Source organism: Streptomyces sp. NPDC040718 (assembly GCF_055593565.1).
In genome coordinates, this window is sequence record NZ_JBVIXO010000009.1 from 297,075 (window position 1) to 319,137 (window position 22,063).

Genomic DNA, 22,063 nt, shown 5'->3' on the forward strand with positions numbered 1-22,063 from the left:
CGCCCGCCGGACCCCGGGGGCGGACGGCCCTGTCCCGTGCGTTGTCGGCCGGGCTACGGGTTGAACGAGTGCACGTGGTTCGGGCGGCTCACGACGAACTCGTTCATGAGGATCGTCCGAGATTCGTTGTCCGACGTGTTCGAGCACCACTCGAAGGCGCGGTGCGGGACCGTCTCCTGGAAGCGGTCCCGCCACTCGACGCCGTCGCCCGAGTACGCGTAGCAGTACCAGATCTGGTTGACGGCATTGACGTCACCGCCGTAGACGACGGCGCTCTCCCCGGGGCCGATCCTCCACCAGCCCTCCTTCACCCAGTTGCTGCCGTCGGAGCAGCTGGGCTGGTGCCGCTCGACCATCGCCCAGATTTCCCGGTGGTAGTTGTTCTGGAACCTCATGGACATGACGCGCCTCCTACTCCGAGTCCGGCTGCCTGCGGGCGGCGGGGCGTCCGTTGGACTGGTAGTCGGGTGCCGGCCCGCGGCCGGGTTGGGACGCGCTCGTACTCTCGTGCGGGCCGGGAGCCGCGGCGGACCGGCCCGTGGCGAGGGCGCGGTCCAGTGCCTCCTCGTCCGCGTCGGTGGTCGGATCCACCGCGTCCGCAATGTCCTGTGACATGGAACCTCCAGTTCCGTCGGTGCTGGTGCGACGGAGGGGTTCCCGGAGGGGGACGCCGGCTATCGCGGGCCACCCGCCCGTGCCCCGTACGGGCCTGGCAGGGGCGCTCGTCCGGGGGGCCGCGTACGGCCGCTTGCAGGGGCCGCTGCACGGCGGGGCGCCGACCGGGCCGGGTACGGCGCGCAGCCCGGCCCGCGGCGCTCGCGGGCTAGCCCGCGGTGTTGATCATCGAGGCGGCCGCGTAGGTCAGGTACCGCCACAGCTGGGCCTCGTGCTGCGGCGCGAGCCCCAGTTCGTCCACCGCCACGCGCATGTGGGCCAGCCACGCGTCGTGCGCGGCCGCGTCCACCTGGAACGGCGCGTGCCGCATGCGCAGGCGCGGATGCCCCCGGTGCTCGCTGTACGTGGTCGGGCCGCCCCAGTACTGCATCAGGAACAGCGCGAACCGCTCCTCGGCGGGCCCGAGGTCCTCCTCCGGGTACATCGGGCGCAGCAGCGGGTCCCCCGCGACCCCCTGGTAGAAGCGGTGGACCAGCCGGCGGAAGGTCTCCTCGCCGCCCACCTGCTCGTAGAAGGTCGTCTCCTGGACCGTGCTCTGCGCGTCGTCATTCACCCGACCATCGTCTCAGACACCCGGACGGAGGACCCCGGTCCTAGGACCGCCGGCGCCCGTCCCGGCCGAGCGGTCGCACCCGGCGCCCGCCCGCAGCACAGTGGAGACATGGGCACGGCGAAGGCCGCGGAGAAGGACCTGCGGGAGACGGCGCACGCCGCCCAGGTACGGGAACTCACCGCCGCCGGCGTGCTGGAGGACCCGGCCTGGCGGGCGGCCTTCACGGCCGTGCCCCGGCACCTCTTCGTGCCGTACTTCTGGACCGGCCGTGGAGCGGGCCACGAGCGGCTGTGGGACGAGGATCCGGACCCCGAACGCAGGGCCCGCTGGCTGCGCGGGGTGTACACCGACGCCCCGCTCGCGACGCGGCTGCGCGACGGCGAGCTCGTCTCCTCCAGCAGCCAGCCCTCCCTGATGGCGAAGATGCTGGAGTCGCTCCAGGTCCGCGACGGGGACAACGTGCTGGAGATCGGCGCCGGAACCGGCTACAACGCGGCCCTGCTCTGCCACCGCCTCGGCGACGGCCTCGTCACCACGGTGGACCTGGACGAGGAGATCACCGAGTCGGCGCGCTCCCACCTGGCGCGGCTCGGCTACCGGCCCGCCGTGGTCACCGGGGACGGGGCGCGCGGCTGTCCCGCCCGGGCGCCCTTCGACCGGATCCTGGTGACCTGCACCCTGCCGCTGATCCCGCCCGCATGGCTCGGCCAGTGCCGGCCGGGGGCGCGGATCCTGGCCCCGCTGTCGACCGGGCTGATCGCGCTGACCGTCCGGGACGCCGGTTTCGCGGAGGGCCGCTTCCTGCACACCTCCGCGTACTTCGTCCCGCTGCGCGGGGCGAGGTCCGCGCCGGGGCGGCCCGGGGCGACCGGGCCGCTGCACGGGATCCCGTACGAACTGGTGGAGAACGAGCGCTTCCAGTTCCTGCTGATCCTCACCGCGGACGTGCTCCACCCGCGCGAGGCGCTCGACCTGTGGCGCGGCGAGGGACGGCCGGCGCGCGAGCGGTTCGGCGTCACGGTCACCCCGCAGGGGCAGTGGGCGTGGCTCGACGATCCCCAGGGGCCCTACGTGTGGCCCCTGGGGGAGGAGGCCCAGCCGCCCGCGGGCTAGCCGCGGCGGACGGTGATGGTGGTCCAGGCGCCTACGTGGACGCGGTCGCCGTCGGCGAGGGGGACGGGCACGTACGGCTGGATGGGGTCCTCGCCGCCGTTGATGGTGGTGCCGTTGGTGGAGTTCTGGTCGACCACGGCCCAGGTCAGGTCCGGCTGCTGGACGAGCACCGCGTGCTGGTGGGAGACGCCCGGGTCCTCCGGGGGCACCGACAGGTCGATGTCCGGGGACTCACCCGTGGAGGCGCGGCGGCGGCCGATGGTGATCTGGCCGCCGGAGAGCGGGAGGTGGAGCTCGGGGGAGTACGCGGGCAGGTTGAGCGCGGCGGCCTCGGGACCGCTGCGCTGCATCATCGCCATGAAGTACGAGCGGTCGGGGCCGATCGTCGCCGACCAGGAGGCGCTGCCGATCCGCTCCGGGGCCTCGAAGGGCTCGGGCTGCACGGGTTGCGCCGGCACCGGGGGCTGTACGGGCGGCTCCTGCGCGGGCGGCTGGAGCAGCCAGTCGTCCTCGCCCTGGAGCTGCTCCGCGGGCCGGTTCACCCGTGACGGCCGGGAGCCCTGGTACTCGAAGTGGTCCTGGGAGAACACCGGCTGGGGCGGGGCCGGCGGCGGGGGCGGCGGGGTGGCCACCCCGCCGGTGCCGGTGCCGGGGCCGGCGGCCGCCTGGCCCGTGGCCGGTGCGGACTCGGCGGCGTACGGGGTCGGGGTCGCCGAGCGGGTGAGGAAGTTGTACCGGCACTCCTCGCAGAAGGGGGCCATCGCCTCGCGCGGCGTCCGGCACTGCGGGCACAGTTCGGCCTGGGCGGTCGGCTCCCCGCCGGTGGGAGGGTAGCCGTAGCCGTAGGAGGGTTCGGAGGAGGCGGCGCCGGCGGGGGCGGTCATGCGGAGGCCGCAGACCTCGCACCAGTCGTCGGAGGCGGACTGGTGGCCGTTCGGGCAGGTCGGCATCGCGGCGGTTCCCCCTTTTTCCTGCGTCATCGCGTCAGGCTTCTTCTCAGGACTTCTTCACTCGGACGGTCTGCGTCGAACGCGTTTCAAGGGTCATTTCGTCGGCGTCGGCGACCTTCGCCTTCAGCCGCACAGTACCCGCCACCGCGTCCACGACATCCACCACCTTCGCGAGCAGTTTGGCGGTGTCGGCGTTCCCGGAGGCGCTCGCCAACTGCACGGCCCGGCCCAGTTTCGCCGTCGCGCCGTCGACATCGCCCATTTTGCGGGCTTCCAGGCCCTGCTGGATAGCCTCCGCGAGCTCGGCCTGTCCCGTGTAGTGCGCCACCTGCGGGCTGATGGCCGTCGAGGCGGCCAGGTCGTCCGTCCACACCGCCCGGACCAGACCCTGTGCGAGCGGGGGCCGCGGCCCGCCGTCCGGCCCGGGCAGGACCAGCGAGGCCCGGGCGGCCAGCATCTCCTGGCCCACGGCGGCGCCGGGCACCCGGACGCACACGTGGTACTCGCGGGACTCGTCGCCCCAGGACCCCGTCGGGTAGTCCCCGGCGCGCGGGCCCGCCTCGGTGCGGCGGCCGGTCAGGTCGTGGACGGAGGGCGAGACCTGCTTGACGTACTGCACCTCCGCGCCGACCGGGGTCCACAGGCGCAGCGCGACGTCCGCGACCTCCTTGCCCATGACCTCCTCCATCATGCGCGTGAAGTCCTCGGCGAGATGGGCCGGATCGGCGACGATGTCGGCGGAGCCGAGCAGCGCGCTCGCGATCCCGGTCACCTCCTTCACCTCCCAGTCCGTGCCCACCCCGCGGGCGTCGCAGGTGAAGCGGCCGGCGCAGGCGTCGAGGGTGGCGCGCAGGACGGCCGGGTCCTCGTGCTCGTTGCGGCCGTCGGTCAGCAGGATGCCGTGCCGGATCGTCGCCGGGGTGCGGCGCAGCAGGCCGTCGGCGAGCCGCAGCCAGGTCCCGATGGCCGTGCCGCCGCCCGACCGCAGGCCGCGCAGCGCCTCCTTGGCCTGGGCGCGGGTGGCGGGCCCGGCGGTGGCGAGGCCGCCCTGGCCGGGGTAGACCTCCCTGGCCTCGTGCGTCCCGGCGATCACGGCGAAGGCCGTGCCGTCGCGCAGGGTGTCGATCGCGGCGGCGGTGGCCTCGCGGGCGCCGCGCATCTTGTCCGGCGGGTACTCCATGGAGCCGGAGCAGTCCACCATGATCACGACGGCCGCGTCCCGGCCTCCGGGCGCGTGCGCGGCGGTGGCCGTGGCGCCGCCGGTGGAGGTGACCGTCACGATGGCGTGCACGTCCCGCCCGCCCTCGGGCAGGAACTCGTTCTGGTACACCTCCACGCTGAAGCGGGGTGCGCTCGGCTTGGCGAAGTTCGCCATCGGTCGGTCTCCTCCTCCTCGCTGGCTGGGGCAGCGGGTGGTCAGGCCCGGGGGCGGACCCGCGGTTCCGCTTCGGATTCCGCTTCGGGCTGGGCGTGGGCTTCCGCGGGGCCCGCGAAGGGCACGACGGCGACGGTGACGTTGTCGTGGCCGCCGCCGTCCAGGGCGTGTCCGACCAGGACCTGCGCGCTGTGCAGCGGCCGGTCGGCGGCGTCTGCCGGCAGGACCTGCGCCATCTCCCGTGCGGACTCGGCGTAGTTCCACAGGCCGTCCGTGCAGACGACCACCACGCCGGGGTGGTCCGGTCTGAAGCTGGCGGTGTGCGGTTCGAGGTCGTACGCGTCGGCCCCGAGCCAGCCGGTGATGGCGTGGGCCCGGACGTCGGCGTAGGCCTCGGCCTCGCCCATCAGGCCCGCCGCGACCATCTGGGCGGCCCAGGAGTCGTCCTCGGTGAGCCGGCGGGCCAGTGCGGCGCGGTCGTCCGGCACCCAGTAGGCGCGGCTGTCGCCGACCCAGCCGATGGTCAGCACACCGCCGCTGACGACGGCTCCGACCAGGGTGCAGGCGGGGGCGTTCTGCGCGCCGGGGGCCGGCGGGGCGAGCGCGGTCACCGCGGCCGCCGCCGCGAGGATCGCCCCGTGCATGGCCTCCACCGGGTCGGCGCCGCGCGGCAGGGCTTCGAGCAGTGCCTCGTTGGCGGCGCCGGCGGCGGCGGCGGACGCCTCGTCGGGGCGGCTGGCGGAGGAGACGCCGTCACAGACGATCGCCACGGTCGCGGCCGAGCCGTCGGGCAAGGCGGTGGCGGACACGGCGAAGGAGTCCTCGTTCCGGTGGTGGCGCAGGCCGCGGTCGCTGACGGCGGCGACGCTGCAGAGCTCCTCCTCCACGTGGTCCCGCTCGCGGGGCTGCGCGTGGCCGCAGTGCTCGCAGTACCCGTCGGTGTCCACGTGCCCGGCGCGGCAGGCGACGCAGGTCCTGCCCTCGCCCTGCGGGGCGGCGGTGTACGGATCCTCCTGGAGGGCGGCTCCGTACGGCTCCTCGTCCCCGGTGCCGGGCGGGTCGTGGCGCACCCCGCCGGCGCCCTGCGGGGCCTCCTGCGGGGGCTCCTGGGGGGCGGCTCCGTACGGCTCCTCCGGGCCGCCGGCGGCGGAGGCCCGGGGGGAGGCCGGGCCGGGGTCGCCCTCCCAGCCGGGCGCGGGCACGCCGTACCCGGCCGGGGTCCCGCCGTAGCCGGGGGCGGAGTACGAGGCCCCTGCCGCCACGGGCGCGGGAGCGGGCTGGGGCGCGGCCCCGGTGCCGGCCGGGTCCGGGACCCCGCCCGCGGGAACGCCGTACCCGGGCTCCCAGCCGGGCGCCGCTACCGGAGCCGGAGCCGGAGCCGCGGCCGGTGGGGCAGGGGAAGGGACGGGGGCGGGGGCGGGAGCCGGCGGTGGGCCGGCCGGGGGCTCGTGGCCCCGGCCCGTCGCTCCCGCGGTGGGGGTGACCGGGAGGGTCGGGGTGGGATCCGCGTCCGGGGGCGCGGCGGAGAGGGCGTATCCGCATACGCCGCAGAAACGGTCACCCTCCTCCAGGGGCTCCGCGCAGCTGGGGCAGCCCGACAGCCGATGCATCGACATCACTCACACCCACGTCCGGGGACGGAAACGGTTTGCCCGTTCCACCAGTTCGATCCGCTCCTCGCCCCGCTGCGCCAGCCGGGCGAGGACGCGGTAGGAGCGTTCCAGGCCGAAGCGCAGCCCCCGCTCGTCCAGTTGACTGCCGAGCAGCGAGGTCCGGCCGGGGTCGGCACCCCGGCTACCCGACAGTACCCAGTCCAGGGCGGAGCCCAGAACCTCCGTCGCCAGCCGCTCCTGCCGCTCCGGGTCCAGGCCGAACCGCCGCAGCGCCTCCACCTGGTCGGAAGCCGCCGCGAGGTCGGCCAGCAGCTCCTCGCCCGGGGAACGGTCGCGCAGGCGTGCCCGTACGGCCGCCACCCGTGCGGCGGTGTAGTGGATCGACGCCTCCGGTACGGATTCCAGCGTGCGCACCGCCGCCTCCCGGTCGCCGGCCGCCAGTTGGACCCGGGCCAGCCCGAAGGCCGCGCTCACGAAGCCCGGGTCGGTGATCCAGACGAGCCGGTAGTACTCGGCGGCGTTGTCCAGCTGGCCCAGCACCTCCGCGCACAGACCGAGCGCCAGCTTCGGCGCCGGCTCGCCCGGGAAGGCGTCGTAGACGGCGTCGAAGGACAGGGCCGCTATCTCGTCGTCCCCGGTGGCCAGGGAGGCGATGCCGCGCGCCCACACCACCCGCCAGTCGTCCGGATGGCGGGCTTCCAGCTCGGCCAGGGCATCGGCGGCCACGGCCAGTTCGCCCAGTTCGAGCCGGGCGCGCAGCTCCCGCAGCCGAAGCTCGGCGGAGTCGGCCGGGGCCGCGCCCAGGGCGCCCAGCAGGTCGGCCGGCGCGGAGGCGAGGAGTCCGGCGAGGAAGCCGGCATTGGGGTCGGCCGCGTCCACCAGCGGCACCGGCAGGGCCAGCGCGGTGTCGCGGGCGTCGAGCACCGCGAGCCCCGCCGTCGCCGGTGCGGACGTACGGGGCCCCGGGAGCGGCGCGAGCGCCTGCGCGGGCGCCGCCGGCCGGGGTGCCGGCACCGGGGCCCCGGCCACGTGCGTGGCGGTGGTCCCGAGCGCGGGCAACGCCCCGCCCCCGCCGCCCGGAACGGGCGCGGAACCGGCACCGGGCGACCCCACCCCAGGGCCCTGCCCGGCCGCACCGGCCACGCCCGCCGGACCAGCGGTACCCGTCGCGGCGGACGCCGCCTCCACCGCCGGCCCGGCACCCGGCGTACCCGGGGCAACCGCCGCACCCGCGCCGCCGGAGCGCCGGCCGAAGAGGGGCCCGCCCCTCCGGGAGGCCACGGACCGCACGCCCAGCCGGGACACCTCCGCTCCCGGCGCGTCCTCGTACAACCCGGTGTCCGGCACCCGCAGTTCCGGCCCGAAGAGGGTAGACAGCCACGGCCGGGGCCGGCCCGTCTGCAGCGCGACCACCTCCCGCAGCACACCCGTCAGCTGGTCGGCCATCTCCTGCGCCGACGCGAACCGCCGCCCCGGATCCGGATCCGTCGCCCGTACCAGCAGCCGGTAGAAGGACTCGTAGCGCTGGAACACCTCGATGTGCTCCGGATCCGGCAGCGAGTCCACGAACACGTTCGTGTAGCCCTGGAAGTCGAACGTCAGCACCGCCAGGGTGCGCGCGACCGTGTACAGGTCCGAGGCCACCGAGGGCCCCAGCTCCGCCACCTCCGGCGCCTGGTAGCCCACCGTGCCGTAGATGGCCGACTCCTCGTCGTCCATCCGCCGGACCGCGCCCATGTCGATCAGCTTCAGCTGGTCCTGCTGCTGGATCGCGTTGTCGACCTTGAAGTCGCAGTACAGCAGGTTGCGGCTGTGCAGGTGCCCGAGCGCCTCCAGGGCCTCGATGCCGTACGCGCACGCCTGCTCCACCGGCAGCGGATCGCGCCGCCCGTCCGGCCGCCGCCGCTCGTTGGCGATCTCCTTCAGCGACTTGCCGCCCACGTACTCCATGACGATGTACCCGTCCAGCGAACCCGTCCGCTGGTCCAGGTGCTCCACGAAGTTGTAGATCCGCACGATGTTCGAGTGCTCGATCTCCGCGAGGAACCGCCGCTCGGAGATCGCCGCCTCCATCGCGTCCTGGTCCCCGGTGTCGAGCAGGCCCTTGAGCACCACCCACCGGTCCGACACCGCCCGGTCCACCGCGAGGTAGACCCAGCCGAGCCCGCCGTGCGCGAGGCAGCCCGCCACCTCGTACTGGCCGTGCACCACGTCCCCGGCACGCAGCTTCGGCACGAAGGAGTACGGGTGCCCGCACTTGGTGCAGAAGCCCTCCGTACGCCCCGGCCGGTCCCCGCGCGCCCGGCCCACCGGCGCCCCGCAGTCCGAGCGCGAGCAGAAGCGCTTGCGCTCCGGCACCTCCGGGTTCTCCAGCACCGCCGCCGCAGGATCCGGACGCGGCACCTCCGGGACGCTGACCAGCCCCGCGCCCAGCCGGCTGCGTCCCGACGAGGACGCCGACGAGCCCGAACTGCGCACCGACACCGACCGGGTGGACGCGGACCCGGGCAGCGACCGCGAGAGCCGCCCCGACACCGAACGCCGCGAGGACGAGGACCGCGAGGACCGCGACGAGCGGGCCGACGCCGAGGAGCGCCCCGAGCCGCGCGAACCCGCCGAACCCGCCGAACCCCGGGAGTCGCCCTGCCGGGCGGCGCTCGTCATCCCCGTCGGCGGCGACACCAGCTCCTCCGCGCCCGCCGCAGCCAGACCCACCGGAGCGAGCCCGCAGGTGTCGCAGTACACCTCGCCGCCGCCCATGTCCTCGTACGCCCCCGGGCAGCCCGGACGGAGGCAGGGCGATCCGATCAGGCTCATGCCTCCTCCTCCCCCGGCCGCTCGGGCCGGTGGTCCTGCGGCGCCAGCGCCTCCGCCGTCGCCTGCTGGTAGCGCCACACCGCCTGCTCGGCGGCCCGCAGGTCGCAGGGTGCGCTCCACAGCATCCGCCGGGCCGCGTCGTACCGCTCGATCAGCAGCGGGTCCTCCGCCAGGCCGTGCCGGGCCGCCTTCGCCTTGTACGCGTCGAGCCGCCCGCGCAGCTCCGCCCGGACCGCCAGCGGCGCCGTCACAGCGGTCAACGATTCACGGGCCCGCCGCAGTTCCTCCTCGGCCCGGTCCTCCAGCGCGTCCAGCAGCGGCGACAGCCGGTGCCACTGCGACCGCCGCCGGTACTCGGCCGCCGCCGCCAGCTGCTCCTGCAGGGCCGTCGGCGGACCGCTCACCGCCGGCACCTCCGACGCCGCGATCTTCGCCAGCACCTCGCCGCGCGCCGTCCGCGCCTCCGCCAGGGTCCGGTCGGCCCGCGACAGCAGGTCCCGCACCGCGATCAGCCGCTGCTCCGCGTCCTGCCGCACCGTCAGGACCGCCTCGACCTCCCGCCGTACGTCGTCCAGCGCGCGCGCCGCCCGGTCGTAGCGGGCGGTGTCCGGACGGCCCCCGCCCGGGGCGGAACTCCCCGCGACCGTCACCCAGAAGGCCAGCGGGTCCGCGATCACCGCCGCCCGCAGCTCCGCCAGCTCGGCGGTGATCTCCTCCAGGTCGTCACCCGAGGGGTGCTCGCCCGGCCGGACCCCCACCGAATGCGCCAGCGAACGCGTCCGGTGCAGCTCGGCGGCGAGCAGGTCGATCCGCGCCGGCAGCGCCGACCACACCGCGTCGGCCGCGACCACCACGTCCAGGGAGGCCGCGTACAGCTCGTTCATCCGGGCCACCAGCTCGGCCAGCGAGAAGCGCTCCGCCAGCGCCACGCCCTCCACCCCGGCCCCGGCGATCGTCACCCCGGGCCCGCGCAGCCGCTCCGTCAGCTCGGCCAGGTCCTCCCGGCTCGGCCAGCGCCGCCGCTCGCGGATCTCCCGGGCCGCGGCGAGCGCCCCGCTGTACGCGTCGAAGTACGTCCACAGCCGGGTCACCGACGCGTCCGCGGCGGCCCACCGCTCCTCGGTGACCCCGCTCAGCGCGGCCCCCTCCAGCAGCCGCCGGCCCGCATGGTCCTGGAGCGCGAGCAGGGAGGTCTCGACCGCCTCGTGCTCCGCGCCCAGGCGCGCCAGCGCACGGTCCACGTCGTCCCGGTCCATCACCGCGGCCCCCGTCCCCGGCCGGCCCGCACGGAACCCGCCCGCACGGTCCCCGCCCGCACGGTCCCCGCCCGCATGAAGTCCGCTGCGCTCGCTCACGTACCGCTCCGAATCCGCCATGGGCCTCAGCCGTCCCGGTACTTGGGCGCCGGCGGCACGCTCGCCTTCGGCAGGACGTCCTCGAAGTGCTTCTTGTACGAGGTCGCCCACAGGCTCTGGTCACCGCCCGCCCGGTAGTTCTCCAGCACCTTGTTCACCCTGCGCACCAGGTCGGAGGCGTCCTTGTTCATCGCCACCCCGTAGAACTCGCGGGTGAAAGGCGCCCCGACCAGCTGCACCGACGGGTCCTGCGCCGCCTGCCCGGCGGCCAGCGCGTTGTCCGTGATGATCCCGTCCACCTCGCCCAGCTGGAGCCGCACCAGGCAGTCCAGCTGGTTCGCCACCGACACCCCGACCGACCCGTACGACTGGGACCTCAGGGCCGCCTCCGCCGTGGACCCTGCCGCCGTGCAGATCCGGCGGCCCTTCAGCGAGGCGTCGTACCCGGTGATCGGCGAACCCTTGGGGGCCAGCACCTGCTGGCCCGCCTCGAAGTAGGCCGTCGAGAACGCGACGTCCTCCAGGCGCTTGCAGTTGATCGTCATGGTCCGCACCACGATGTCAACCCGGCCCTCCTGGAGCGCCGGGACGCGCTGACTGGTCGGGATCGCCCGGTAGATGACCAGGTCCTCGTTGCCCAGGATGTCCTTCGCTATGGCCTTGACCAGGTCGATGTCGAAACCGTCCAGGTGCCCGTCCGGATTGCGGTAGCCCCACTTGAAGCTGTTCTGGTCCACGCCCGCCACGAGCTTGCCCGCCTTGCGGATCCGCTCGATCGCGGGACCGTCCAGCCCCGACGGGCGCAGACTGGCCTCCGGGTCCTGGCAGGTGTCGGCCGGCTCGTACGGGACCACCGCCACCGAAGCGGGCTCGTGGACCGCCCCGGAGCCGCCGGAGGACGAGGACCCGGCCAGCGGCAGCAGCACCGCCGCCGCCGTCACCGCGCAGGCCGCGGCCATCGCGCTCACCCCGCCCCAGCCGCGCAGCCGGCCCGCCGCGCGCCGCACCCGTGTCCCTCGTATCCGCATCGATCTCACCTGTACTCCGAAAGCCTGCGACCGATGCCGAGGAGGGCCGCCGCGGCGCCGGCGACCGCCAGCACCGCCGAGCCGGTCACCAGCCCGCCCAGCGCGCCGAGCCCGTCCCGGGCGGCCAGGGTGAACTGCTTCTGCTCATGGGCCACCGCCCGCTCCAGGGAGGCGTCCACCGTGTCGAACGAGGCCCCGCTGCTGTCCTTGTGCTTCTCGTCCCCGATGACCTGCGGCAGGGCCTGCTCGTAGTCGCCCTTCATGTCGGCGTCCCGGGCCGCCGCGTGCCGCTGCTTCCACTGCGCCACACCCTCGACGGCCTTCGAGACCGGCTCCCGGCCGCTCCCGTCGTCGGCCAGCCGCAGCGCCCGCGCCAGCCCGGAGTCGAGCTGCTTCATGTTCTTCTCGTAGTCCACGTCGTACTTGTCGGACTTCTTGTCCTCGGCCAGTACGGCACCCCGCGCGATCAGCGTCAGGTTCTCGTTCGCCCGCGCCTGGAGCGAGGCGATCCGGGCGTCGTTGAGCACCTTCAACGACTCCTGGCCGTCGGCCCTGGCCTCGCCCAGCCCCGCCCGCGCCACCGACTGCCCCACCGTCAGCCACAGCAGCACCACCGCCGCCGAGGCCGTCGCCGCCAGCAGCCCGTGGTTGAAGACCCGGTTGGTACGCAGGTAGTTCCGCCGCTGCGCCCACACCAGGGCGCCCAGCGCGAGCACGCCCGCGCCCGTCGCCGCCACCGGCCAGGACCGGGCCTCGTCGTAGTCCGTGTACAGCCGGCCCGTCTCCGCCTCGTACAGCCGCTGCGCCGCGGGCAGCAGCACCGTGCTCATCTGCTCGTTGGCGTAGCGCAGGTAGGCGCCGCCCAGCGGCAGACCCTGCCGGTTCGTGGCGCGGGCCTGCTCGATCAGGCCGGTGTACCGCGGCAGCTGCTCGCCGAGCAGCGCGATCTCCTTGCGGGACTCCCCGCCGGCCCCGGTGTTGGCGGCCGCGCTCACCAGCAGCCGGGACGCGTTCGCGATGTCCTTCTCGTAGCGCTGCCGGACCTCCCGGGGCTCCTGGGCACCCGCGAGGAAGCCGCTGGAGGAGGCCGTGTCGGCATCGGCGAGGGAGCGGTAGATGCTCGCCGCGTCCGCGCTCAGCGGCTGGCTGCGGCCCACCACGTCCTCCGCGGCGGTGACCCGGCCGGACACCTCCCACACCGCGACCGCGCCGAACAGCACGACCAGGGCGGCCAGCACCGCGCCGATGATCCGCAGCCGGCCCGGCTCCGTCGTCGCCGCGGCGCGCACCCGCTCCACGCCCTCGGCCCAGGCGGTACTGCGCCCCGGCGGCGCGGGCGGTCTCCCGGCCGGTCCGTCGGGCGCCCCGGAGGTACCGCCCCCGGGCGCGGACGCGCGTGTCGTGATGGCCACCGTGACCTCCCCCTCGGTCCCTCTGCTCCGCAGCAGTATGGCCGTAGCGGCGCCCGACCACAGCACCCAGTGCCCGATCTTGGACGATCCCCCTCCCGGACCGCACGGCCACCGCCCCCGGCTCCTACCCCCGCGGCTTCCCCCGCCACCCTTCAACGTGAATACGCCGCAGCAGCCCCCGTGGTTCCGGGCGTACGCGCCGGCGGCGCGGGTTCACCCGAATTGGGCACGCAGCCTCGCCATCGCCGCCGGCGGCGCACCCAGCGCGTCCAGGCCCAGCAGGGCCGCCCCCAGCACCGGCGGGGCCGTGACCACCGAGACCCGGGCCAGGGGGGCGCGGGCCGCCAGCAGTTCCCCGATGCGGTCGTTCAGCCGCGGGTGCAGGGCCGCCAGCACGCCGCCGCCCAGCAGCACCGGCACCTCCCGCTCCAGCAGCCCGAGCCGCTCCAGGGCCACCGAGGCCAGCGCCACCACCTCCTCGGCCTGCCGCTCCACCAGCGACCCCGCCACCGCGTCGCCCGCGGCGGCCACCGCGAACAGCACCGGCACCAGCTCGTGCAGCCGCCCCCGCTCCAGCCCGCCCAGGTGCAGCGCCTCGATCAGCGCCGCCATCGAAGCCAGCCCGAAGTGCCCCGGCAGGGCCGCCGCCAGGGCCGTCGGCCCGCCCCGCCCGTCCTCGGCGCGCGCCGCCCACCACAGGGCCTCCTGGGCCAGGCCGCCCCCGCCGCCCCAGTCCCCGGAGATCTGCCCGAGGGCGGCGAAGCGGGCGGTGCGCCCGTCGGGCAGCATGCCCACGCAGTTGATGCCCGCCCCGCAGACCACGGCGACCCCGCACGGGCCGTCCGCGCCCGCCCGCAGGATCGCGAAGGTGTCGTTGCGCACCTCGGTCGCCGCGCCCCAGCCGCGCGCCGCCACCGCCCCGGTGAGCCGGCGCTCCTCCACCGGCAGGTCGGCGTTGGCCAGACAGGCCGAGACCCGGGCCGCGCGCGGCACCCCGGGCAGCCCGGCGGCCGCCGCCGCCCCGGCGACGGCCTCCGCGAGGACGTCCACCGCCGCCTCCACGCCGGACACGGGCGGCTGGAACCCCCCGGCGCGCCCGGTGCCGAGGACCGTGCCGTCGGCGGCGACCAGCGCGGCGTCGGTCTTGCTGTTGCCCGCGTCGATCGCGACGACGGCGCAGGCGGGCGGGACGGCTACGCCCACGGCAGGTGCTCCTTGTTGTGCGCGAGCAGCCGGTCGGTCAGCCCCTCGGCGAGGTCGTACTGTCCGACGAGCGGATGCGCCAGGAGGGCCTTGAAGACCCGCTCGCGCCCGCCGCGCAGGGCGGCGTCCAGCGCGAGGTCCTCGTACGCGCTGACGTGCGCGACCAGCCCGGCGTACAGGGGGTCGAGCCGGGGCGCGGGCAGCGGCACCGGGCCGTCGCCGTCGACCCGCGCCTGTACCTCGATCACGGCGTCGTCCGGCAGGAAGGGCAGGGTGCCGGCGTTGCGGGCGTTGACCACCTGTACGGACGGCCCGCCGCCGCCCAGCAGGGCGGCCGCGAGGTCCACGGCGGCCTCGGAGTAGAAGGCCCCGCCCCGCTTGGCCAGCAGCGCGGGCTTCTCGTCGAGCGCGGGATCCCCGTACAGGGCGAGGAGTTCCCGCTCCATCGCGGCGACCTCGGCGGCCCGCGAGGGCTTCTCGCCCAGCTCCCGGACCACTTCGTCGTGGGCGTAGAAGTAGCGCAGGTAGTAGGAGGGCACCACGCCGAGCCGGTCCAGCAGCGGGCGCGGCAGGTGCAGGTCGGCGGCGATCGCGTCCCCGTGCCCGGCCAGCAGGCGGGGCAGTACGTCGGTCCCGTCCGGGCCGCCGAGCCGGACCCCGAGTTCCCAGGTCAGGTGGTTGAGGCCGACGTGGTCGAGGTGGACCCCGGCGGGAGCCACGTCCAGCAGCTTCGCGAACTTGCGCTGGAAGCCGATGGCGACGTTGCACAGCCCGACGGCCTTGTGCCCGGCCCGGAGCAGGGCGCGGGTGACGATCCCGACCGGGTTGGTGAAGTCGATGATCCAGGCGTCGGGGGCGGCCCGGCGGACCCGTTCGGCGATGTCGAGGACCACCGGGACGGTCCGCAGGGCCTTGGCGAGCCCGCCGGCTCCCGTGGTCTCCTGGCCGACGCAGCCGCATTCCAGCGGCCAGGTCTCGTCCTGGAGGCGGGCCGCCTGTCCGCCGACGCGCAGCTGGAGCAGCACCGCGTCGGCGCCGGCCACCCCCGCGTCCAGGTCGGAGGTGGTGGTGACGCGCCCCGGGTGGCCCTGGCGGGCGAAGATCCGCCGGGCCAGGCCGCCGACGAGCTCCAGCCGTTCGGCGGCGGGGTCGATCAGTACGAGTTCGCCGACGGGCAGGGTGTCGCGCAGCCGTGCGAAGCCGTCGACCAGTTCGGGCGTGTAGGTGGAACCGCCGCCCACCACTGCGAGTTTCATCGGGATCAGCCTTTCACTCCGGTCAGGGTGACTCCCTCGACGAACGCCTTCTGGGCGAAGAAGAAGAGGACGATCACCGGGGCCATGACGAGCACCGTCGCCGCCATGGTCAGGTTCCAGTTGGTGTGGTGCGCCCCCTTGAAGGACTCCAGGCCGTAGCTGAGGGTCCAGGCGGCCGGGTTGTCCGAGGCGTAGATCTGCGGGCCGAAGTAGTCGTTCCAGGCGTAGAAGAACTGGAACAGGGCGACGGCCGCGATCCCGGGCTTCGCCATGGGCAGGACGACGCGCAGCAGGGTGCGGACCTCGCCGCAGCCGTCGACGCGGGCCGCGTCGAGGTATTCGTCGGGGATGGTCAGCAGGAACTGCCGCAGCAGGAAGACGGCGAAGGCGTCGCCGAAGGCCAGCGGCACGATCAGCGGCCACAGGGTGCCGGACAGGTCGAGCTGCTTCGCCCAGAAGAGGTACATGGGGATGACGACCACCTGCGGCGGCAGCATCATCGTGGCGATCACCAGGAGCAGCGCGAGCCGCCGTCCGCGGAAGCGGAACTTGGCGAGGGCGTAGGCGACGGGCAGCGAGGACACGACGGTCAGTACGGTCCCCAGTCCCGCGTACAGCAGGGTGTTGCGCCACCAGGTCAGGAAGCCGGGGGTGTGCCAGACCTGTGCGTAGTTGCCCCACTCCCAGGTGCGGGGCCACAGCTCGCGGGTGAGCGCCTGCTGGTCGCTCATCAGGGAGGTGAGGAGCAGGAAGACGAAGGGGAGGACGAAGAACAGGGCGGCGGCGACGGCCAGGGAGTGCACCCCGATCCAGTGCAGCACGGCCTTGCGGCGGTGGTCGCGCATCTCAGTCACCGCTTCCGGTCAGTCCGCCCCGCCGGCGCATCAGCAGCGCGGTGAAGGCCATGGAGAGGGCGAACAGCACCAGGGCCAGGACGCAGGCGGAGCCGTAGTCGAAGCGCTGGAAGCCGAGGTGGTAGACGGTCTGGGGGAGGGTCAGGGTGGACTTGCCGGGGTAGCCCGGTTCGGTCTGCTGGCCGGAGCCGCCGATGACCCCCGCGGCGGCCTTCGAGGCGACCGTCGGCTGCGTGTAGTACTGCATGGCCTGGATGACCCCGGTGACCACGGCGAACAGGACGACCGGGGAGATGTTCGGCAGGGTGATGTGCCGGAAGCGGGCCCAGGCCCCGGCACCGTCCAGCTCGGCCGCCTCGTACTGCTCCTTCGGTACGTCGAGCAGCGCGGCCATGAAGATCACCATCAGGTCGCCGGCACCCCACAGCGCGAGGGCGGTGAGCGCGGGCTTGGACCAGTCCGCGTCGGTGAACCAGCCGGGCGCGGGCAGCCCGGCGGCGTCCAGCAGGGTGTTGACCGGGCCCGTGCCGGGGTTGAGGAGGAAGACGAAGGCGAGGGTCGCGGCCACCGGCGGGGCCAGGTAGGGCAGGTAGAACAGGGTCCGGAAGAGGCCGGCGCCGGTTTTGACCTTGGTGACGAGCAGTCCGACGCCGAGGCCGAAGACGACTCGGCAGCTCACCATGACCATGACGAGCCACAGGGTGTTGCGCATGGCCGGCCAGAAGAGCGGATAGTCGGTGAAGACGTAGCTCCAGTTGTCCAGGCCGTTGAAGACGGGCGGGCGGAAGCCGTCGTAGCGGGTGAAGGAGAAGTAGACGGTGGACAGCAGCGGGTAGGCGAAGAAGACGGCGGAGCCGATCAGCCAGGGCGACAGGAAGGCGAGGGTCCGCAGGGCCGAGCGCCGGTGCCTGGCCCGCAGGGCGGGGGAGTCCGGGGTTTTCGCGGCGGGGGTCATCTGGGGCTACTCGGCCTTCGCGATGTCCGTGTCGATCTGCCGGTCGGTCTTGGCGAGCCCGGCGGCGAGGTCGGGGACGTCGCCCTTCTCCACGGCGTACGCGAAGTCCTGGAAGGTCAGCTGGTAGGCGCCGCCGTCGGCCCTGGCGGGGGTGGTGTTCGACTTCGGGTGCCGGGCGATGTCGAGGAACGTCTTCGACTCGGGGGTCACCTGGAGCTGCGGGGACCGGAGCGCGGCCAGTGTGGAGGGCACGTTGTGGATGGCGTTGGCGAAGGCGACCACGGCATCCGTGTCGGTGGTCATGTACCGCACCAGCTCCCAGGCGGCGTTCTGCTTCCTGCTCGCGGAGGAGATGCCCATGATGGTGCCGGAGAGGTAGCCCTTGCCGTAGTCGGCCCGCTGGTCGTCCGGCACGGGCAGCGGCGCGGTGCCGATCTCGAAGGGGACGCCGGCGGCCTTGGCCATGGCCGGGCGCCACTCGCCGTCGATCTGCATGGCGACGAGTCCCTTGTGGAAGGGGTGCTCGGGGCTCCACTCGTCGCCGAAGCCGGCGCGGAAACGTTCCAGCTTCTCGTAGCCGCCGAGCTTGGACACCAGGTCCTTCTGGGCGGTCAGCATCTTCGCGAAGGCCGGGTCGCCGGCCAGGTTCGCCTTGCCGTCGGCGGTGAAGTAGGTGGGGCTCCACTGGGCGACGAGCCGCTGCGGGGTGGTCTCGTAGCCGTGGAAGGTGGGCATCACGCCCAGCTGCTCGTACGAATCCCCCCTGGGCTTGGTGAGCTTCTGCGCGACCTCCGCGAACTGGCTCCACGTCTCGGGCGGTTCGGTGATCCCGGCGGCGGCGAACGCGGTCTTGTTGTAGACGAGGCCGTAGGCGTCGTGCAGCAGCGGCAGGGTGCACTGGCGGCCGTTGTAACGGGTGTACTCCAGCAGGGTCGCGGGGAAGACCTTCGCCCCGTCGATCCCGGACTTCTCCATGAAGGGGTTCAGGTCGGCGAAGGCACCCGAGTTGCAGAACTTGCCGACGCTGTCGGTGGCGAAGGAGGAGACCACGTCGGGGGCCTTGTCCCCGCCCGCGCGCAGCGCCTGGTTGATCTTGTCGTCGGTCATGTTGCCGGTGGCCTTGACCTTGATGTCCGGGTGCGCCTTCTCGAAGCGGGCGATGCCCTCCTCGATCGCCTTGACCTCGGAGGGGGCGGACCAGCCGTGCCAGAAGCTGATGGTGACGCCGGCCTTCGGGTCGTCGGTGGCGGTGGCGCCGTTCTGGCCGGTGCAGGCGGCGGCGAGTAGGGACATGGCGGCAAGGGCGGCCGCGCTGGTGGTCAGGCGTGCGGCTCGGGGCATGGCGGTGCTCGCTCTCTGGGGGAGAACTGGGGACGAGGGGTGCCGGGCGCTGTCGCGGGAGGTCCGCGGCGGGAGGGCGCTCCGGTGGAGGGGGTCTGCGGGCGGGCGGGTGGCGGGCGGGAGCTGTCTGCGGCGGAGGGTTACGGGTGTCGGCGGGAGGTGTCGAAGACTTCCTCGCGGGTGGCGGCCAGGGCGCTCTCCAGGGCACCGCGCAGCACGGGCCGCTCGTGGACCCCGCCGGTGACCAGCCGCGGGCGGGAGGGGGCCAGTTCGGCGAGTTCGTCCTCCAGCAGGGCGCGCAGCGGCTCGCCGCCCGCGGTGATCAGGGCGCCCGAGAGGACCACGATCTCCGGGTCCAGTACGGCGACCAGCGAGGCCAGACCGGTCGCGAGCGCGGTGGCGTACGACCGGAGGAAGCCCAGGCGGGCTCCCTCGGGCTCGGCGGCGGCCCGCCGGAGCAGCTCGGCTCCGGCGGCCACCTGGGCGGCGGGCAGGGCGCCGGCGCCGGGGCCGGGGCCGGGGCCGAGTCCGGCAGCGGCGGCGAGCGCGGGCAGTACCTGTACGCCGGCCAGCTCCTGGTAGCCGCCGGTGTTGGCCCGGGTGACCTGGCGGACCAGCGGGTGGCCGGGCACGGGGAGGAAGCCCACCTCGCCCGCGCCGCCGGTCCAGCCCCGGTGCAGCCGCCCGCCGAGCACGAGGGCGGCGCCGAGGCCCTCCTCGTTCCACAGCAGGACGAAGTCCTCGTGGCCGCGGGCCGCGCCGAGGCGCTGCTCGGCGACCGCGGCGAGGTTCACGTCGTTCTCGTACTCGACAGGCAGGGGCAGGGCCGCGGCCAGTTCGTCGAGGAGGGTGGGGGAGTGCCAGCCCGGGAGGTGGCTGGCATAGCGCAGCCGCCCGGTACGGGGGTCGAAGGCGCCGGGGGTGGCGATGACCAGCCGGTGCAGGTCGGACAGGGCCAGCCCGGCGCCCTCCAGCGCCCCGCCGAGGGCCCGGGTGACCTGGCCGACGGCGTCGGCGCCCTCGGTGTAGGGGAGCTCGAAGCCGCCGATCACGGTGCCGGTCAGGTCGGCGACGGCGGCGAGCACCCGGTCGGGGGTGACGTCGAGGCCGCCGACGTGGGCGGCGCGGGCGTTGAGCGCGTACAGCTGGGCGTTCGGGCCGGGGCGGCCGCCGTCGGTGCCGGTGGCGACGACGAGCCCGGCGGCCTCCAGCCGGGCGAGCAGCTGGGAGGCGGTGGGCTTCGAGAGTCCGGTGAGGTGCCCGATCCGGGTCCGGGACAGGGGGCCGTGCGTCAGCAGCAGCTCCAGGGCGGCGCGGTCGTTCATGGCGCGCAGCAGGCTGGGCGTTCCGGGAGTGGCGGCGGGCATGGCGGGGTCCCTCCCTCACCGAGGAGAACTGTTAGGTAAGTTTCCTATTGGCTTCCGAGGCGTGTCAATGCCGCTGCCCCGCCGGAAAGGACCGGCGGGGCGGCGGATGGCGCGGGACGGGGAGGCGGGCCCTCCCCGGCGGGGCCCTACTTGGGCAGCCGGACCCCGGGGGCGGGCACGGGCGCCGCCGGTATCGGGGCGGTGGCCAGGGACTGCGGGGAGGCCGGGTTGGCCAGCGCCGAGGGCGCCGCGACGGCCGCCGCCGTGTCGGCCGGGGCGGCCTCGTCCTCGCCGGGGGCCGGCGCGCCGCCGATGATCCGGATGCCAGCCGCGTCGAAGGCGTCCTTGATCCGCCAGCGCAGCTCGCGCTCCACCGCGAACTGCTGGCCCGGCATGGTCTTCGCCGACACCTTCACCGTCATGGAGGCCAGCAGCACCTCGTCCAGGCCCAGCACCTCCACCGGGCCCCACAGGCGCTCGTCCCACGGGGTCTCCTTCGCCAGGGTGTCCGCGACCTCCTGGACCACCTCGCGGATGTGCGCGAGGTTCTCCGTCGGCTTGACCTGCACGGCCACGCCCGCGGTCGCCCAGCCCTGGCTCAGGTTGCCGATGCGCTTGATCTCGCCGTTGCGGACGTACCAGATCTCACCGTTGTCGCCGCGCAGCTTGGTCACGCGCAGACCGACCTCGATCACCTCGCCGGAGGCCACCCCCGCGTCGATCTTGTCGCCGACGCCGTACTGGTCCTCCATGATCATGAACACGCCGGAGAGGAAGTCCGTCACCAGGTTGCGCGCACCGAAACCGATCGCCACACCGGCCACACCGGCACTCGCCAGCAGCGGCCCCAGGTCGATCTTCAGCGCCGCCAGGACCATCAGCGCGGCCGTACCGAGGATCAGGAACGAGGACACCGAACGCAGCACGGAGCCGATCGCCTCCGAGCGCTGGCGCCGCCGCTCGGCATTGACCAGCAGCCCGCCCAGCGCGGTGCCCTCGACGGCCTCCGCGCTGGAGTTCATCCGGCTTATCAGCTTGGTCAGGGCCTTGCGGACCACGGTACGGAGCGCCACCGCGATCACGATGATCAACAGGATCCGCAGGCCGATGCTCAGCCAGGTGGCCCAGTTCTCCTCGACGAAGCTCGCGGCGTTCGTCACGCTCTCGGCGGCGTCGTCGGTGGTGGACGCTGCCTGCGGTAGCAGGATGGCGGGAGAGGGCACGGCGGGAACCTCCAGGGCATAGCGGTCCGCCCGCGGAACGGTCGTACGGTCGAGCTGGTGGTGCGGGCAGGCCATCCACACTAACGGGGCACGGGACCGACCTCGTTGCGTTGTTCGAGGGAGAGACCGGACTCACCTGGGGATGAAAGGGAGTGTGGTTGAAAACACCCCGGGCCCGTTACCGGCGCGTGGTGGCGCTTCGACCAGCCGTAAGGGGAGACTGAGAGCAGATCGTCCCGGCGCGAGCCACGCGCCGCCGGCGTACAAGGAGGCAGTCCGTGCCGCACGTCCTGGTCCTCAACGCGTCGTACGAGCCCCTCGGCGTCGTACCGCTCCGCCGCGCGCTCGTCCTCGTCCTGGAGAACAAGGCAATCTCCCTGGAGGAATCGGGCGCCTTCCTGCACAGCGCGACACGGGCCGTCCCCGCGCCCAGCGTGGTCCGCCTCAAGCGCTTCGTGCGGGTCCCCTACCGGGGGCCCGTTCCACTCACCCGCCGCGCGCTGTTCGCCCGCGACGGCGGCCGCTGCATGTACTGCGGGGCCGTCGCCACGAGCGTGGACCACGTCATCCCGCGCAGCCGCGGGGGACAGCACGCCTGGGACAACGTGGTCGCCGCGTGCCGGCGGTGCAACCACGTCAAGGCGGACCGGCACCTGCTGGAACTCGGCTGGCGCCTGCGCCACCAGCCGGCTCCGCCGTCGGGACTGGCCTGGCGGATCATCGGCACGGGGCACCGGGACCCGCGGTGGATGCCGTACCTCCAGCCGTACGGGGCGGAGGACGCGCTGGAACGCATCGGAGTACCGACCGCCGCCGCCTCCTGACGGGCGAAGGGCGGGCGCGGTCCCCGGCCCGCCCTTCGCCCGTTCCCCGGGGCTGCGCCCCGGACCCCCTGGGGGCTCCGCCCCCAGACCCTCCCCCAGCTACCGCTGGGGGTGCCCCCAGCGCCTGAAACGCCGGCGGGGCTGTACAC

19 protein-coding genes are annotated in these 22,063 nt (G+C 74.4%); 2 read left to right on the plus strand and 17 right to left on the minus strand.

The features are described from left to right. Positions 1-53: 53 nt before the first annotated feature. The 3 genes from ACZ597_RS23630 to ACZ597_RS23640 all read right to left on the minus strand — a co-directional run bounded on the left by ACZ597_RS23630 (position 54) and on the right by ACZ597_RS23640 (position 1,228). Positions 54-401 (minus strand): DUF1036 domain-containing protein, encoded by a 348-nt coding sequence (locus ACZ597_RS23630; RefSeq protein ID WP_471333369.1) that lies wholly within the window; start codon positions 399-401, stop codon positions 54-56. Between the two features lie 10 nt (positions 402-411). After that, positions 412-615 (minus strand): hypothetical protein, encoded by a 204-nt coding sequence (locus ACZ597_RS23635; RefSeq protein WP_471333372.1) that lies wholly within the window; start codon positions 613-615, stop codon positions 412-414. A gap of 208 nt (positions 616-823) precedes the next feature. After that, positions 824-1,228, minus strand: coding sequence for a globin (locus ACZ597_RS23640; protein WP_125817208.1), 405 nt, complete (start codon positions 1,226-1,228; stop codon positions 824-826). A gap of 108 nt (positions 1,229-1,336) precedes the next feature. On the opposite strand from ACZ597_RS23640, the gene ACZ597_RS23645 reads away from it, so the two are divergent. Beyond that, positions 1,337-2,341 carry a methyltransferase domain-containing protein gene (locus tag ACZ597_RS23645; protein ID WP_471333375.1) on the plus strand — a complete coding sequence of 335 codons (1,005 nt, stop codon included), beginning with the start codon at positions 1,337-1,339 and terminating at the stop codon, positions 2,339-2,341. Here the strand turns inward: ACZ597_RS23645 and ACZ597_RS23650 are convergent. The 14 genes from ACZ597_RS23650 to ACZ597_RS23715 all read right to left on the minus strand — a co-directional run bounded on the left by ACZ597_RS23650 (position 2,338) and on the right by ACZ597_RS23715 (position 21,090). Further along, positions 2,338-3,321, minus strand: coding sequence for an FHA domain-containing protein (locus ACZ597_RS23650; protein ID WP_471333377.1), 984 nt, complete (start codon positions 3,319-3,321; stop codon positions 2,338-2,340). The two genes, ACZ597_RS23645 and ACZ597_RS23650, sit on opposite strands and share 4 nt — an antisense overlap. 16 nt (positions 3,322-3,337) lie before the next feature. Beyond that, a complete protein-coding gene (locus tag ACZ597_RS23655) occupies positions 3,338-4,666 on the minus strand; it encodes a VWA domain-containing protein (protein ID WP_471333380.1) in 1,329 nt (442 codons plus the stop codon). A gap of 41 nt (positions 4,667-4,707) precedes the next feature. Continuing rightward, positions 4,708-6,276: a protein phosphatase 2C domain-containing protein gene (locus tag ACZ597_RS23660; protein ID WP_471333441.1), complete on the minus strand. Its 1,569-nt coding sequence runs from the start codon at positions 6,274-6,276 to the stop codon at positions 4,708-4,710. 9 nt (positions 6,277-6,285) lie between these two features. Further along, positions 6,286-9,096, minus strand: coding sequence for a serine/threonine-protein kinase (locus tag ACZ597_RS23665; protein ID WP_471333383.1), 2,811 nt, complete (start codon positions 9,094-9,096; stop codon positions 6,286-6,288). Beyond that, entirely contained in the window at positions 9,093-10,352 is a 1,260-nt protein-coding gene (locus ACZ597_RS23670) for a hypothetical protein (RefSeq protein WP_471333444.1), read from the minus strand. The genes ACZ597_RS23665 and ACZ597_RS23670 overlap by 4 nt, the downstream gene beginning before the upstream one ends. Positions 10,353-10,477: 125 nt before the next feature. Beyond that, a complete protein-coding gene (locus ACZ597_RS23675) occupies positions 10,478-11,479 on the minus strand; it encodes a glutamate ABC transporter substrate-binding protein (protein ID WP_471333384.1) in 1,002 nt (333 codons plus the stop codon). A gap of 5 nt (positions 11,480-11,484) precedes the next feature. Beyond that, positions 11,485-12,891 carry a hypothetical protein gene (locus ACZ597_RS23680; RefSeq protein ID WP_471333387.1) on the minus strand — a complete coding sequence of 469 codons (1,407 nt, stop codon included), beginning with the start codon at positions 12,889-12,891 and terminating at the stop codon, positions 11,485-11,487. A gap of 213 nt (positions 12,892-13,104) precedes the next feature. After that, positions 13,105-14,094, minus strand: a complete 990-nt coding sequence (locus ACZ597_RS23685) for an N-acetylglucosamine kinase (protein ID WP_471333390.1) — start codon at positions 14,092-14,094, stop codon at positions 13,105-13,107. Further along, a complete protein-coding gene (locus ACZ597_RS23690; protein WP_471333393.1) occupies positions 14,085-15,350 on the minus strand; it encodes a 6-phospho-beta-glucosidase in 1,266 nt (421 codons plus the stop codon). Before ACZ597_RS23690 ends, ACZ597_RS23685 begins: the two co-directional genes overlap by 10 nt. Before the next feature lie 5 nt (positions 15,351-15,355). Then, on the minus strand, positions 15,356-16,195 hold the full coding sequence (locus ACZ597_RS23695) for a carbohydrate ABC transporter permease (protein ID WP_471333396.1): 840 nt from the start codon (positions 16,193-16,195) through the stop codon (positions 15,356-15,358). A gap of 1 nt (position 16,196) precedes the next feature. Beyond that, positions 16,197-17,159 (minus strand): carbohydrate ABC transporter permease, encoded by a 963-nt coding sequence (locus ACZ597_RS23700; protein WP_471333398.1) that lies wholly within the window; start codon positions 17,157-17,159, stop codon positions 16,197-16,199. A gap of 6 nt (positions 17,160-17,165) precedes the next feature. Then, a complete protein-coding gene (locus ACZ597_RS23705; RefSeq protein ID WP_471333401.1) occupies positions 17,166-18,500 on the minus strand; it encodes an ABC transporter substrate-binding protein in 1,335 nt (444 codons plus the stop codon). Positions 18,501-18,640: 140 nt separating this feature from the next. Continuing rightward, on the minus strand, positions 18,641-19,867 hold the full coding sequence (locus ACZ597_RS23710) for an ROK family transcriptional regulator (protein WP_471333404.1): 1,227 nt from the start codon (positions 19,865-19,867) through the stop codon (positions 18,641-18,643). 146 nt (positions 19,868-20,013) lie between these two features. Continuing rightward, positions 20,014-21,090, minus strand: a complete 1,077-nt coding sequence (locus tag ACZ597_RS23715) for a mechanosensitive ion channel family protein (RefSeq protein WP_471333407.1) — start codon at positions 21,088-21,090, stop codon at positions 20,014-20,016. A 278-nt stretch (positions 21,091-21,368) separates the two neighbouring features. On the opposite strand from ACZ597_RS23715, the gene ACZ597_RS23720 reads away from it, so the two are divergent. After that, positions 21,369-21,914 (plus strand): HNH endonuclease, encoded by a 546-nt coding sequence (locus ACZ597_RS23720; RefSeq protein ID WP_471333410.1) that lies wholly within the window; start codon positions 21,369-21,371, stop codon positions 21,912-21,914. Positions 21,915-22,063 lie beyond the last annotated feature (149 nt).